Annotated in this window: 1 protein-coding gene; it reads left to right on the top strand. The window is 31.6% G+C overall.

The window, feature by feature from the left end; genetic code table 11:
- Positions 1-558 precede the first annotated feature (558 nt).
- Complete coding sequence (locus tag AAG068_RS28230) at positions 559-16,380, top strand: amino acid adenylation domain-containing protein (protein WP_342720063.1); 15,822 nt, start codon at positions 559-561, stop codon at positions 16,378-16,380.
- Positions 16,381-16,618 lie beyond the last annotated feature (238 nt).

Genomic DNA, 16,618 nt, shown 5'->3' with positions numbered 1-16,618 from the left:
AGTAAGTTAAATTTTTTATAGAATTCCTTTTATTAACTTCTAAATAGGAGGGATTGTATACCTTGTTATGAACGATGAATTTTTTATTTAATTCATCCTCTATATTTTTAACAGTATTGAACTACTCACCACTTAATGTCCTTACGGATTGTTTGAAGTGGGAGATTCCTGCGAACACCGATGTATCCAACAGTTATCTTAGCAGGCTCTGCCCGTAGTCCCTACGGTGAAAACATAAGTATCTTGTACGTTGACTCACCACGCTTCCTACTTTAGCTTGGTTTTCGCAACTTCAGTAAACGTGGGGCGAAAGAACGTTGAAGATTTTACGGTTGCAACGTTTTTCTGCAACCAACCTCATATCTTCAGTTTTCAAAGAGCAATCTGTACAAGTATATGGTAGCAAACATGTTGGCTTATGCCAACCGACATTCATCTCCCACCTAAAATTGGTGTTTTACACCTTCACATTTTTGAGGAAGGAGTCTTCTGTCGGACAACGATAAAATAATAAATAATTTTGGTAATGGACAATTACTAAAAAAGGGGAAATCCAATATGTCTATTAAGAATTCTGGTGAAATAAACAAGGATAGTATAAGAACTTACGATGAGATTACAGTAGCAGAGCAAGATATGATATTAAATAAATTCAATTCCACAAAAACCGAATATCCAAGAATTAAGACCATAAACCAGCTATTTGAAGAACAAGTGGAGAGAACACCTGAAAATATTGCAGTTGTGTTTAAAGATAAACAACTCACATACAGGGAACTTAACGAGAAATCCAATCAATTAGCAAGGATGTTAAGGAATAAGGGCGTTAATACAGATGCTATTATAGGATTAATGGTTGATAGATCACTTGAAATGATAATTGGAATAATGGGTATTTTAAAATCTGGAGCAGCTTACCTCCCAATTGATCCTGATACTCCAAAAGCAAGAATTGATTATATGTTACGGGATAGTCATACCATGATTTTATTGACTCAAGAGAAATTCATTAAGAAAATTGAATATGATTTAGAAATAATCAATTTGGACGAGCTAGATTCAAGTGACTTAAGTATAGGTAATCTGAAACATGTAAATCGTTCTGATGATACAGCTTATATTATTTATACATCGGGTTCTACGGGAATACCAAAGGGAGTTATCATTTCGCATTATAGTGCTATCAGAGTCGTTCGAAATACAAATTACATAGAAATAAAAAATAATGATACCATTCTGCAGCTTTCGAATTATTCTTTTGATGGATCAATTTTTGATATATATGGTGCTCTGTTAAATGGGGCGAAATTAGTAGCGATAGAAAAAGATACAGTCACGGATATAAATAAGCTTGGAAATATAATTAAGCAAGAAAACATAAATGTGATGTTTATTACAACTGCTTTATTTAATGCGCTTGTAGATATGAAAATAGATTGTCTAATCAATATAAGAAAAATATTATTTGGTGGAGAAAGAATTTCAGTCTCCCATGCAAGAAAAGCATTAGAATTTCTGGGGAAAGATAAACTCATTCATGTATACGGACCAACGGAAAGTACTGTTTTTGCCACATATTACTTTATAAATGAAATAGATGAGGATGTTGACACTCTACCTATAGGTAAACCGTTAGCAAATACTTCAGTTTACATAGTAGATGAAAAGAAAAATTTACTTCCTATTGGTGAACCTGGAGAACTTTGTATTTCTGGTGATGGATTAACTAAAGGGTACTTAAATAATGAGCAGTTAACATTAGAGAAATTCGTTAAAAATCCATTTGCAGAAGGAGAGCGTTTATACCACACAGGAGATTTGGCTAGGTGGTTACCTGATGGGAATATTGAATTTATAGGAAGAATTGACCATCAAGTAAAGGTTCGGGGATTTAGGATTGAACTTGGAGAGATAGAGAGTCAGTTATTAAAGCATCAAAATGTAAAAGAAACTGTAGTTGTAGCAAGAGAAGAAAAGGACAAGAGCAATTATATTTGTGCATATCTAACATTAGTAGGAGAAGTTACTATTGAAGAATTAAGAAGATTTTTAGGTGAAAAGTTACCTGATTATATGATTCCTACTTATTTTCTTAAGTTAGATAAAATGCCGTTAACAGCAAATGGAAAAATAGATAAAAAGTCTTTACCTGAACCAGATAGAAGTTTTAATACCGAGGTTGAATATGAGGAACCAAGAAATGAGATTGAAAAACAGCTCGTTTTAATGTGGCAGGAAACTTTGAATATAAATAAAGTTGGTATTAATGACAGTTTTGCAGCTCTTGGTGGGCATTCGATAAACGCAATGGAGCTTTTATCTAAAATGAATGATAGGTTAAGTGTTGATTTACCATTAAAGGAACTGTTTAGATTATCTACAATAAAGAAAATAAGTGCTTACATCGAAACAAACAAGGGAGAAATTATAGAGAACCGACAATTTACAAAAACTACAGATTTAAAGAATTTACATGAACCTTTCCCACTGACAGGTATACAATTAGCCTATTTAATAGGTAGAGATCCGGCTTTTGAAATTGGTGGCGCAGCTACAAATTTAACGGTTGAATTTGAAATAGATATTAATATAGATAGGTTTAATAGTGCATTACAAAAATTAATTAATAGACATCCAATACTAAGAACAATAGTTTTGGAAAATGGAACACAAAGAATCTTAGAAGGAGAACTTCTTTATTCTGTAGACACAGTAGATGTAAGGAATTTAAATCAAGAAGATATAATGATACGTATATTGGAACAAAGACAAAAAATGATAGCTAAAATCATAGATCCAAGTACTTGGCCATTATTTGAGATAAAAGCATTTATATTACCCAATAACCAAAAATATTTTTGTTTAAATATAGATCCGCTAATTTGTGATGACAGTAGCATGAAAATATTAATCAAGGAATTTAAAATGTTTTACAATCAGCCAAGTCTGCAGCTGCCTGAGCTGGAGTATAATTTTAGAGACTATGTTTTAGCAACCAATGAATTTAGGCAATCTAATCGATATAAAAAAGATGAGAAGTACTGGTTAAATAAATTGGATAACTTCCCAAGTGCACCAGCATTGCCTTTAAAATGCAACCCATTAGAAATTGAGAAACCTACATTCAATAAATGTTCGGAATTTTTAGATCATGAAACGTGGAATAAATTAAAACAAAAAGCAAGAGAAAAAAATCTTACCCCTACATCGGTTTTATGTGCTGCATATGCTTATGTCTTAGCATATTGGAGTAATCAGAGTCAATTTGCGGTAAATTTAACTGTTTTTAATCGGATACCGTTTCATCAAGACGTAAAAAAAATCATTGGAGATTTCACAACTCTAATGTTATTAGATATTAATGCGAAAGATAGTATTGAGTCATTTTGGAAATTTGCTGCGAAGGTACAGGATACATTGTTAGAAGCCCTTGAACATAGACATTATGATGGTGTGGATTTTATAAGAGCTATTGGGAAAAAACATAGAATGGTTAATCAAGCTATAATGCCTATTGTATTTACAAGTGTATTGAGTGAGGACTCAGATGATTCATTTAATCATTTGATAGATTTTGAAAAAATTAAATTTTTTAGTACAAGAACATCCCAAGTTTATATAGATAACCAAGTTTATGAATTAAATGGAGGTTTATATATTACATGGGATTACGTTGAACAATTATTTGAGATCAATGTTATTAAATCAATGTTTGAACAATATATAAATGTATTAAATCAGGTTATATTTAATGATCAAGTGCCAGGTATTAACCTTAGTGAGAATAGCATAAAAGTTATTGAAACCTATAATGATACAAACAAAAAGTTTGATAAGTGTACTTTACATGAAATGTTTGTGAATCGAGCAAAACTAGTACCAGATAAGGTAGCTGTAATTCATCATGATGATTCGATAACTTATAAAGAACTAAATGAAAAATCGAATCAAATTGCAAGATACTTAATGGATAAGGGAGTTAGAAAAGGTGATTACATTGGTGTGATAGGTAAGCGATGTATAGATACCATTATAAATTTGTTTGCTGTTTTAAAGGCTGGAGCAGCATATATACCGCTTGATCCTGATTATCCTGAAGAAAGAAAAGAATATATAAAAAAGAAAAGTAATTGTAAGTTCTTTATAACACCTTCTACCTATAAAGATGAAAATATTAGGGGATATTCTGGTGATGAAGTCAATATAAAAGTAGATGAAACAGATATGGCATATGTTATTTTTACTTCTGGTAGTACAGGAAAACCTAAAGGAGTTCAAATAACTCATGGTGCAGCAACAAATACAATTATAGATATTAACGAAAAATTCTGTGTGACAGAAAATGATAAAATTATGGGGATTTCTTCACTGTGCTTTGATTTGTCAGTTTATGATGTTTTTGGTGCATTGAGCTGTGGAGCGGCCCTTGTAATTATAGATGATCAAAGGGATGTATATAACCTAAAAAAAGTTGTAAAGAAAGAAGGAATCACAATTTGGAACTCAGTTCCAGCAATTATGGAACTGACAGTGGACTTATATAATGATAGTGAACAGGATGATAGTCTAAGGCTTGTATTGCTTAGTGGGGACTGGATACCACTGGAACTTCCTCAGAAGATAAAGAAAACTTTCAAAAATGCGGAAGTTATTAGCTTAGGTGGAGCAACTGAGGGGTCAATATGGTCCATATATTATCCTATTAAGGAAATTAAGGATGATTGGAAAAGTATACCATACGGAATACCGTTGGCTAACCAGAAAATTTATGTATTAAATCAAACCAAGCAATTGTGTCCCGTAGATGTAGAGGGAGAATTGTACATTGGTGGAGTGGGAGTAGCAAGTGGGTATATAAATGATATTGAAAAAACTGAGATGTCATTTATTTTGCACGAAGAATTAGGATATATTTACAAAACTGGTGATTATGGCGTGTTAAAAGAGGACGGATATGTCGAATTTTTAGGAAGAAAAGACAGTCAAGTTAAGATAAGGGGATATAGGGTAGAATTAGGAGAAATTGAAAATTGTATAATCAAATATAAAGGTGTAAATAAAACAGTAGTAATTGACTATACAAATGATAATAAAATGAAAAGCCTATATGCTTTTGTAGTTTCAGATGAAGACATAAACCCAAATGAACTAAAACAATATTTGCAAAACCAGCTCCCGAATTATATGATTCCATCAAGATTTTTCAAAATAGATGAAATACCATTGACTGTAAATGGGAAAGTAAATAAGAGTATTTTGGGGGAATTAATAAAAAATCATGAACTAGATGAAGTTGCAGCAACAAAATGTGAAGAAGCAGAAAATGAAACTCAAGCCCAAATATTAGATATATGGAAAGATGTATTCGGAATAGAAAACATAGGAATAGATACTAATTACTATGAAATAGGCGGGGATTCATTAAAAGCGATATCGATTGTTACTGAAATTAAAAAGAGAATGAATATAGAGGTGCCGATAGGAGAAATATTTAAAAATGACACTATAAAGGTATTAGATCAATATTTGAAAAATAGCCAAGACAATCATAGGGGAAATATGATTGAAAGGGTATCGAAAAAGGATTATTATGCCACATCGCCTTCTCAAAAACGAATGTACATGCTTTCTATGATGGAAAATAATAGAGGAGCATATCATATTCCTATGGCGTTACTTGTCGAAGGTGAAATCGAATGTAATAGACTTGAAAATGCATTTAGAAAATTTATAGATAGACATGAAATCCTGAGAACAGGATTTGAAGTATTAGATAATGAATTAGTTCAAAGGGTTTATGATAAAGTTGATTTTGATTTGGAATACCAATGTTTAGATATAGTCGTAACAGATGATGAAGGTTTAAAAGATTTAACTAGCAAAATGTGTAAGGAATCAACAAAGCCTTTTGATTTAAGTAAACCATCATTAATGAGAGCTAAACTAATTAAAATCGGAGTAGAGAAGCATATATTGGTTGTTAACTTCCATCACATAATAGCAGATGGGGTATCACAAGGAATATTTATGAATGAAATACTCGATTTATATAACAATCTTGATCTACCTAAGATAAATATACAATACAAGGATTATGTAGAATGGAATAATACGTATAATCAATCTAATGCTATAAAAAAACAAGAGCAATATTGGCTGAATTTATACAGTCATTTGCCATCTAAATTAGAATTACCTTATGATTATAGAAAAGAAAATGTTGATACCTTTGCAGGAGAAAATGCATACTTTCATATAGGAAAAGAGTTATCTGAACAGATAAGAAGGGTAGCTAAGGATACAGGATCGACTTTATATATGCTTATGCTTAGTGCTTATCATATATTACTTCACAAATATACTGGAAAAACTGATATTGTTGTCGGAACAGCAGCATCAGGTAGGTTACATCAAGATTTACAAAATATTTTTGGTGTGTTCGTCAACACTATTGCTTTAAGAAACAATATAGATGCTACAAAAAGTTTTAAAGAAATTTTGGAACAGGTAAAAGAAAATACAATTACAGCATTTGAAAACTCAGAGTATCAATTTGACGAATTAATTCGCAGTATAGACTATGAAAGAGAATCTAATAGAAACCCTTTATTTGATACCATGTTTGTATTGGAAGACGCTAAATTATTTACTAAGAAGCAAGGTGACTTAAATCTTAGTCCAATAATATTTGAATTAGATAATGCAAAATTCGATATCACTTTTAGTATTTTAGATTATGATGATGAGATTGTGCTAAATGTCGAATATAGTACAGGATTATTCAAAAAAGACACAATATTAAGAATGACAGAAAATTATATTAATATTCTGAGGGAAATATCAAGGAATCTTTCGGTAAGTGTAAATAAAATAGATATGATTCCACAAGAAGAAAAGCGCTTTTTACTATATGAACATAACAATACAAATGTAGATTTCTCTAAAAACCAGTTAATACACAAATTATTTGAAGAACAAGTAGAACGGACGCCGGATAGCATTGCAGTTGTTTTTGAAGATAAGAAATTGACATATAGGGAGTTAAATGAAAAATCTAATCAACTGGCAAGAGCGTTAAGAGAAAATGGTGTTGGTTCTGATAAAATAGTAGGAATATTATTAGAACGTTCAGTTGATGTGATTGTTGGAATTATGGGGATTTTAAAAGCTGGAGGAGCTTATTTACCAATTGATCCTACATATCCTATAGATAGGATTAAATATATACTTCAAGATAGTCAAACTGAAATATTATTAACCCAGGATAAATTAATTAATTTAGTTGATTGTACAGAAGTTGATGATATTAGCGTTATTAATATTCATAATGAGCATTTGTTTAAATACGGAACCGAGAACTTATGTATTGATAGCAGCAGTAAAGATTTAGTCTATGTCATTTATACATCTGGTTCTACTGGAAAGCCAAAAGGAGTTATGGTGGAGCATCATTCATTGGTGAACTTATGTAACTGGCATAATTCCTTCAATGAAATAAGTGAAACTGATAAAAGTGCCAGTTATGCAAGTATAAGTTTTGATGCATTTGCTTGGGAAGTATTTCCTTATATTATAGCGGGTTCAGAGATTCATATTATAAATGATGATTTAAAATTAAACATTACAAAATTAAACAAATATTTTATTGAAAAAGAGATTTCAATAAGCTTTTTACCTACACAGGTATGTGAACAATTTTTAATGCTTGAGAATACATCTTTAAGGAGATTATTAACAGGTGGAGATAAGCTAAATTATTTTGAAAATAAAAGTTACCAGATTGTTAATAACTATGGTCCTACAGAGAATTCAGTAGTAACAACAAGTTTTATTATAGAAAATTCTTACGACAATATACCGATAGGAAAACCAATATGTAATACAAAAGTCTTTATTTTAAACGAATCTAATGGGCTTTGTCCATTGGGAGTGCCAGGCGAGCTTTGTATCAGTGGAGAAGGTTTGGCCCGTGGTTATTTAAATAGACCAGAGCTCACAGCGGAAAAATTCATTTCAAATCCGTTCATTCCAGGAGAGAGAATGTATCGAACAGGAGATCTTGTGAGAATGTTGCCTGATGGAAATATTGAGTTTTTAGGACGAATTGACCATCAAGTGAAAATTCGTGGTTTCAGGATTGAATTGGGTGAGATAGAGAGTCAACTTCTAAAACATAAGCAAGTAAAAGAAGCTGTTGTTATCGCGAGAGAAGATAATAATAATCATCAATATTTATGTGCGTACTTTACTTCTGAAACACCGAAGGACGAGACTAGAGTTCAAGAAATTCGAAAGTTTTTGGCAAAAGAGCTACCAGAGTATATGATTCCTGCTTTTCTTGTTCAGCTAGACAAGCTACCACTTACTACAAATGGAAAAGTAGACCGAAAGGCTTTACCAAGTCCTGATGGAAGTTCAGTTGCAGGAGTAGTAGAGTATGAGGCGCCAAGAAATGCAGTCGAAGAAAAGCTTGTATCCATTTGGCAGGATATTTTAGATATAGAAAACATAGGAATTCATCATAATTTCTTTGAAATTGGAGGTCATTCACTGAAAGCAACTACGATGGTTTCTAGAATCCATAAGGAACTTATGGTGGAGATACCTTTACGACAAATCTTCCAAACACCTACTATAAAAGGAATTGGAGAATTTATTGACTCTACAAAAGAAAGTGTGTATGCATCCATCAAAAAAGTAGAAGAACAAGATTATTATCCACTTTCATCTGCCCAAAGAAGACTCTACATTTTAAACAAAATAGAGGGTAGTGGAGTAACTTATAATATGCCTTTCGCTATGAAAATAGAGGGTGATTTGGATGTTCATCAGCTTGAGAAGGCATTCCATAAATTAATCGAAAGACATGAAGCTTTAAGAACTTCTTTTGTAATGGTAGATGGTGAACCAGTCCAAAAGATTGAAAAAGAGATAGATTTCCAAGTGACGTATAGAGAAATGGGTACCAATAAGCTAGATGATATGATTAATGGATTTGTTAAACCGTTTGATTTGGAGAAAGCTCCTCTTTTACGGGTTGAAATCATACATGTCACAGAAAATGAGCACGTGATGGTCCTAGATATGCACCATATCATTTCAGATGGTGTATCAATGGGGATTTTCATGCAGGAATTAGCTGAATTATATAATGGTCAAAAATTATCGCCATTAAGCATTCAATATAAAGATTATTCTGCGTGGCAAAGAAGCTTGTTTACTCAAGAAGACATGAAAAAACAAGAAAAGTATTGGATGAATGTGTTCAATGAAGAAGTACCAGTACTAAATATGCCAATAGACTATAAAAGGCCAAAAAGAAGAAGTTTTGCTGGAGATAGAATCAATTTAAAAATTAATAGTGAAACTTATAATCAGTTAAACAAGTTGGCTACAGAAAATGAAGTAACTTTGTATATGCTTATGTTAGCAGGATACACGACTTTGCTTTCTAAATATACAGGGCAAGAGGATATAGTAGTAGGATCACCAATTGCAGGAAGAAAACATGTAGATTTAAATAATGTAATGGGAATGTTTGTGAATACCCTTGCGATGAGAAATTATCCAAAGGGCAATACATCTTTTAGTGAGTATTTAAAAGAAGTAAAAGAAAATACATTGAAAGCATATGAAAATCAGGATTATCAATTTGAAGAATTGGTAGAAAAGGTAAATGTGAGAAGAGACATTTCACGCAATCCACTATTTGATACGATGCTTGCATTTCAACACACTGATAATATGCTATTAAATTTGGATGGATTAAAGGTTAGCGTGTTAGAGGATCAGCGGAAAATAGTTAAGTTTGATATTACTATACACGTAAGTGAGTTAGAGGACGGATTAGGATTAGAAATTGAATACTGTACGGCTCTCTATAAAAAGGAGACCATAGAGAGGTTTTTAGAGCATTTTATAAATATCTTAAGGGAAGTAGTAGAAAATCCAGAGCAGAAATTAAGTGAAATAGATATATTAACAGAGAAAGAAAAAAGTAAGTTATTAAACGAATTTAATAATACAAAAGGAAAATATGCTAAAGAAAAAACACTTCCAGAGCTTTTTGAAGAACAGGTAGAGAAGACACCTAATAATGTTGCACTTGTTTTTGAAAATCAAAGAATAACATATAAAGAGCTAAATGAAAGGGCAAATAGCCTTGCGCATATACTTCGCGAAAAAGGAGTTGGTCCTGACGTAGTAACGGGAATAATGGTGGAACGCTCTATTGAAATGATAGTAGGTATAATGGGGATTTTAAAAGCTGGAGGAGCTTATTTACCAATTGATCCAACTTATCCTAGGACAAGGAAAGAATATATGTTACGTAATAGCCATATAGAGATACTATGCGTAACGAATGATGTTCATAGCGATATATCTTTTCATGGACAAATTATACAATTAGATAAATTAAAATATAAAGAAAATAGAACGAACATCAGTAAAATAAATAATCCCCGAAATTTAGCTTATGTAATATATACATCAGGTTCTACAGGGAATCCTAAAGGGGTAATGATAGAACAAAATAGTGTAAATAACTTAGTCAATGGGTTAAATGATGTGATTTATAAAAAGTTCAATACTAATGTTAATGTCGCGTTGCTAGCACCATTTATATTTGATGCATCGGTGAAACAAATATTTGCAACATTACTTTTAGGACATACTTTATTTGTTGTGCCAAAGGAAGTAAGTTGGAATGCAATGAGTTTAATTGAGTATTATGCAACAAATAAAATACATGTATCCGATGCTACTCCGGCACATTTAACAATGCTTAGCTATGTAAATACAATAGAACAAGAACTAGAAATTAAAGAATTTATTGTAGGAGGAGAGGCATTAACGCCTTATTTAATCAAAGGTTTATTTGAAAAATTCGCCAATCTTAAACCTAATATCACAAATGTTTATGGGCCTACAGAGTGTTGTGTAGATTCCACAAGCTATAGAATTGAGTTTGATCAAATAAGCGGTGATAAGGTAATTCCGATTGGAAAACCAATTTTAAACACTAATATATATATATTAGACAAGGGGAATAACCTTCAGCCAATTGGAATAGCTGGGGAAATATGTGTATCAGGTGAGGGCATAGCAAGAGGATATTTGAATAATTTGGAATTAACAGCTGAGAGGTTTGTTAAAAATCCATTTAATATCGATAAAACTATGTATCGTACTGGAGATCTTGCAAGATGGTTACCTGATGGGAATATAGAGTTTTTAGGGCGGATAGATCATCAGGTGAAAATACGTGGTTATCGAATTGAACTTGGAGAAATAGAAAGTCAACTGTCAACTCATCAAGATATTGAAGAAGTAATTGTTATAGCTAGGGAAGATAAGGAAAATAATCAATATTTATGTGCGTATATCGTTTCAGAAAAAGAATTACATGCAAGGGAAATTCGGGAATATTTAGAACAGAAACTTCCGGATTATATGATTCCTGGATATTTTGTGAAATTAGATAAACTTCCCTTAACAACGAACGGTAAAGTAGACAGAAAAGCACTTCCTGAACCAGATGGAAGCATTGATACTGGAGTAGAGTATGAGGAACCGAGAAATGAAGTGGAAGAAAAGCTCGTTGAAATTTGGAGAAGTATTATTGGGATAGAGGATATAGGAATTAATCATAATTTCTTTGTATCTGGAGGAGATTCCATTAAGGCAATCCAAATTATATCTAGATTATCAAGAATAGGCCTTAAATTAGAAATGAAAGATTTATTTGCACATCCAAAAATTAAAAATCTTGGAAAATATATAAAACGAGAAAAGAAAGAACAAAAAGTTCATGAAATAGTAAAGGGGGAAGTAGAATTAACCCCGATACAAAGTTGGTATTTTGAGAAAAACCAAGAAGAGATAAATCATTTTAATCAATCGTTCATGCTATTTAGAGAAAATGGGTTTGATGAAAAACAGATAGAAGAAGTATTCAATAAAATTATGGAACATCATGATGCTTTACGCATGATATATAAAGAAAAAGAGGGAGAAATAATTCAATATAATAGAGGTTATGAAAAGAACCTATTTGATTTATATATTCATGATGTTAAGGGCGTTGAGAATAAGGAAGAGAAGGTATATGAAATTGCTACAAGTATTCAGAAAGAGATGGATATTAAAGAAGGTAAACTTGTAAAGCTTTGTATATTTAAATCAGATGAAGGAGATCATCTTCTGATTGCGATTCATCACCTTGTAGTGGATGGAGTATCATGGAGAATCCTACTTGAAGATTTGGAGACTTTATATTCACAACTAGAAAAGGGTGAAAAGCTAGAAATAGGATTCAAAACAAATTCTTATAAAGAATTTGCATCAAAGTTAAAAGCTTATAGCATGAGTAGGGAATTAATGAAAGAAAGGGAATATTGGACAAGTATATCAAAAGAGAATGTACAGTTTATCCCTAAAAAGAAAGAAATCACAAAAAACAACTTTGAAAATAGTAGTACAGTAAGTATTACATTAAATAAAGAACTCACTACATCTTTACTTAGAAAAACAAATAGGGCATATAATACAGAAATAAATGATATTTTATTAACAGCTTTAGCAGTTGGAATCAGAGAATTGACGGGGAAATACAAGCTAAAAGTAAATATGGAAGGACATGGAAGAGAAGACGTAATAGAGAATTTCGAAATCAATAGGACTGTTGGCTGGTTCACGACAATGTATCCAGTGCTTTTAGATATAGGGTACGAAAATAAACTTTCGACCAACATAAAGACAGTTAAAGAAACTTTAAGGAAAATACCAAATAAAGGAATAGGTTATGGGGTATTAAAACATTTAGCAAAAGATAAGGGATTTGTGAATGAAGAAAAGGCACCAATTTCATTTAACTATTTAGGTGAATTGGATCAAGATATTAACAGGAGAGAATTCTCTGCATCGAAATGGCCTATAGGTGAAACAGTCGGCAAGAAAATTACTAGGAATACATCTATAGAAATGAATTCAATGGTTTTAAATGGTGAATTGGTTATTCATACAACATTTAATGAATTAGAATACAGTGAAAAAATGATAAAGGATTTAAATCAGAAATATAAAGAAAGTCTTGAAATGATAATTAATCACTGTGCGAATAAAGTAGAACCAGATCAAACACCTTTTGATTATGGAGATATAAATATAACATTAGAAGAACTTGAAGAAATAAAAGAAAAATACAATGGTTTTACTATTGAGAAAATATATCCGTTAGCAAATATGCAAAAAGGGATGTTATTCCACGCATTAGAAGATAAAAATTCAAGTACGTATTTTGAACAAATTGTAATGGATATAACAGGGACTGTAGATGTAGATATTTTAGAAAAATCATTTAATACAATATTGAGGAGACACGAAATATTAAGAGCAGCATTTGAGTATGAACTAGTGGAGGAACCGAGACACGTCATACTTCAAGATAGAAAAGTAGGTTTCAACTATTATGATATTCAAGACGAAAGCATTGAGCAGAAAACAAAATTTATAAAGAATTATTTACAAAAAGATAAACAAAAAGGCTTTATTTTAAGTAAAGACACATTAATGAGAATTAGTTTAATTCAAATGAATCAGGATTCATATAAATTGGTATGGAGTCATCATCACATATTGTTAGATGGATGGTGTCTTGGGATTATATTAGGTGAGTTATTTGATGTTTATGGAAGAAAAATGAAAGGTGAAGAGAGCCATTTAGCAGAGCCAACACCCTATAGTGATTATGTAAGATGGTTGGAAGAACAGGATAAAGAAGAAGGATTAGCACATTGGAAGAGCTATTTGGATGGATATGAAGAACAAGCACAGGTTCCTAAAATCATGAATAAAGTTAATGAGTATAAAAGAAAAGAAAAAACGATAGAATTTTCAAAAGAAATGACTCGTAACATTATTCAACTTGCGAATAGAAATCAGTTTACTTTTAATACTGTGGTGCAGGCAATTTGGGGTATTCTTTTAGCGAGGTACAATAATGTAGAAGATGTTGTATTTGGAACAGTCGTATCAGGAAGAGAGGCACAAGTGGAAGGAATTGAAGGGATGGTAGGACTATTCATTAATACAATTCCGACTCGAGTTAGATTGGAAAAAGATAGTAGTTTTAAAGAAGTTTTAAGAAATGTCCAGGATGAATCAATAGAGAATAATAAATATAACTATATAAATCTAGCTGAAATTCAATCTTTACATGGTCTAAAAAGAAATCTAATTGATCATGTAATGGTATTTCAAAATTATTTATTAGATGATAGTAGTTTTAATCATGCAGAAAATGATACAGGTTTTATATGTCAAAATATAAGGGGAGAAGAGCAAACAAATTATGGATTCAACATTGTAGCAATTCCTGGAGAACAGTTAGTATTAAAATTAACTTATAACGAAAAGATTTATCCACAGAAAATAATAGACAATATAGAAATGCATCTTAAAAAAGTAACGGAACAAGTTGTTATAAATGAGAATAAGAAATTAAATAAGATAGACATAATCCCAGAGAAAGAGCGAGACGCATTATTATATAGATTTAATGATACAAAGACGAATTATCCGAAGGATAAGACTATACATCAGCTGTTTGAGGAACAGGTGGAGAAAACGCCTAATCATATTGCCGTTGAATTTGAAGGCACTAAAATGACGTATAAAGAATTAAATGAAAGGTCAAATCAAGTTGCTAGATGGTTACGAGATAAAGGGATTACTGCGGATACAATTGTGGGAATTATGGTTGAGAGATCACCTGAGATGATAATTGGAATAATGGGCATCTTAAAATCAGGTTCAGCTTATTTGCCGATAGATCCTAAATCTCCTCAGGATAGAATCAAATTTATGATACAAGATAGTGATATTCAAATTCTATTAACGCAGGAGAAGTTCATTAATGATCTTTCATTCGATGTAGATATGGTTAGTTTAGATAAGAGTGAGAATTTTCAATTGAGTAAAGAGAATTTAGTCCCTGTCAATGATTCTGGGAACAGAGCTTATATCATATATACATCGGGCTCTACAGGAGTACCAAAAGGTGTGGTTACATCACACTCTAATGCAGTAAGAGTGGTTCGCGACACAAACTATATTAAGATTGATGCAGATGATAGTATTTTACAGCTTTCAAATTATTCCTTTGATGGATCCATATTCGATATCTACGGTGCATTGTTAAATGGTGCGAAATTAGTGATGGTACCAATAGATACAGTATTGAATTTAAGTAAGCTAACAAAATTAATAAAAGAAGAAAAGATTAGTGTTATGTTTATAACTACAGCCTTATTTAATACGTTGGTTGATTTAGAAATAGAGTGTTTATCTAATATAAGAAAAATCCTTTTTGGTGGTGAAAGAATTTCAGTATCACATACAAAACGAGCATTGGAGTATTTAGGGAAAGATAAGTTGATTCATGTATACGGTCCGACAGAAAGTACTGTTTTTGCTACGTATTATTGTATAAATGAAATCAATGAAGAATTCGACACAATACCAATTGGGAAGCCATTAGCAAATACTTCAGCATTTATAGTAGATGGAAATCAGAGACTACTTCCAATCGGTGTAGCTGGAGAACTTTGTTTAAGTGGAGCAGGATTAGCTCATGGATATTTAAATCGACCAGATTTGACAGCAGAAAAGTTTGTTTCAAATCCATTTATACCAGAAGAAAAAATGTATCTAACAGGGGACCTTGTTAGGATGTTACCTGATGGAAATATTGAGTTTTTAGGTAGAATGGATCATCAAGTGAAAATTCGTGGTTTCAGGATTGAACTTGGTGAGATAGAGAGTCAACTTCTTAAATATAAAGAAGTGAAAGAAGCTATTGTTATCGTAAGAGATGATATTCATGGGGAAAAATATATATGCGCTTACTTTACTTCTGAAACATGGAAAAATGAATCAATGATTCAGGAAATTAGAAAGTATCTAACTAAAGAGCTTCCAGAGTATATGATTCCTGCATTTTTTGTTCAACTTGATAAGCTACCGCTAACTATAAACGGGAAAGTAGACCGAAAGTCATTACCAGAGCCGGATGGGAATGTAACAACTGAGATAGAGTATGTAGCACCAAGTAATTTTGTAGAAGAGACTATTATTTCAATTTGGGAAGAAATCCTAGGCATCAAATCTATTGGAATTTCTCATAACTTCTTTGAAATAGGAGGAAATTCACTGAAATTAATGAGTGCTGTTGCTGCTATTAATAAAGTTTTAAATACAAATATAAGCATTCACAATTTCTTTGAGAATCCAAGTGTAATAGGTTTAGCAAATTATATACTATCAACTGAACATGATCGTCAAAATAGTTCTTATGATTATGTTGAGGATGAGGTGTAACTGTTTAAAATGAAATTCATTTCTTTCGGAAGTAAAAGATATTAATAATGGGTGTAAAAGGCAGATTTTCTATAATGTTGATTGTTTTGAGATTAAAGATTTAATTATAAGAAAAGGGGATTTACCCTAGGAAAACTGTACAATCTATACTTCTTCTCAACAGAGAAAAAGCAATAGATTGTGCAGTTAAACTAGGCCCAATGATTTAAATTTCAAAGATGTATATGAAATTTGATAG

Origin of the sequence: Bacillus paramycoides, assembly GCF_038971285.1 — a bacterium.
In the GTDB taxonomy this organism is placed as follows: domain Bacteria; phylum Bacillota; class Bacilli; order Bacillales; family Bacillaceae_G; genus Bacillus_A.
The sequence above is the reverse complement of the archived record's forward strand: the minus strand, read 5'-3'. Positions and strand labels throughout refer to the sequence as shown.